We start from the raw sequence: 1,083 nt of genomic DNA, 5'->3' as shown, positions 1-1,083 counted from the left end.
GGCCGCGGTCGTGTCCGCACCAGATGGGTTCTGATGTCGAGGTCGCGATCGCGCGGATGCGGCACACCCATCCGTCCTGGGGTCCGCGGCGGTTGAGCTTCGAGCTGGCCAAGGCGGGGCTTGAGGTCTCGGAGTCGGCGGCCTACCGGTGCCTGGTTCGGTTGAACCTGATCGACCCGGGTTCTCGACGGCGCCGGGACCGGAAGTGGAAACGCTGGGAGCGCGGGGCGCCGATGGAGTTGTGGCAGATGGACACCGTCGGCGGGTTCGTCCTGGCCGACGGGACCAAGGCCAAGGCGCTGACCGGGGTCGATGACCACTCCCGGTTCTGCATCAGCGCCCACCTGATGGTCCGGGAGTCCTCCCAACGGGTCTGTGACGGACTGGCATTGGCGATGCGGACCTGGGGTGTTCCGGGGCAGATCCTGACTGATAACGGGAAGGTCTTCACCGGTCGCTTCAACCAGCCGCCGGTGGAGGTGCTCTTCGACAGGATCTGCCGGGAGAACGGGATCGAACATCTTCTGACCCAACCGAGGTCGCCCACGACGACCGGGAAGATCGAGCGTTTCCACCGGGCGCTACGAACCGAGTTCCGCACCGACAGGGTCTTTGCCAGCCTTGCCGCTGCCCAGGCCGAGCTCGACGAGTGGGTGACCGACTACAACACCAACCGGCCCCACCAGGGGCTGGGGATGGCGACTCCAGCGCAGAGGTTCCTCCAGCAGCAGTCGGGCTCGGTGACCGAGCTGCGCAGCACCGCGACCGCTGGTCGCCCAGGCGAGGACCGGACCGAAGGGATCTGGGTGACCAGGCGCGCCTCGGCGGTCGGGGTGGTCTGCGTGAACTGGCAGCAGGTCTGCCTCGGTGTCGCAGCAGCCGGAGCACCGGTCGATGTCTGGGTCACCGAGGACGTCATGCAGTTCTACGACGGCGACAAGCTGCTGCGCACCGAGAAGCGAACCAACCCTGGGGAGGTGAGGGTCAAGCGATCCCAGGCGCCCCAGCGACGTCCTAGAGTGCAAACGAGTGTCACGGATCAACCGAAGTAGATCTGTCACCCCTCAACCGAAGTACTTCAGG

At 66.4% G+C, this 1,083-nt stretch carries 1 protein-coding gene; it reads left to right on the top strand.

All coding sequences use genetic code 11. The features are described 5' to 3' along the window. Positions 1-1,052: IS481 family transposase (locus AB4Y76_RS21270; protein ID WP_441928985.1), on the top strand; the 1,052-nt coding region annotated here is incomplete at its 5' end. Between the last annotated feature and the right edge of the window lie 31 nt (positions 1,053-1,083).

It is taken from the genome of Marmoricola sp. RAF53 (assembly GCF_052114005.1).
In the GTDB taxonomy this organism is placed as follows: domain Bacteria; phylum Actinomycetota; class Actinomycetes; order Propionibacteriales; family Nocardioidaceae; genus Marmoricola.
Note: the sequence above shows the minus strand (reverse complement) of the source record. Positions and strands in the feature narration are given on the sequence as shown.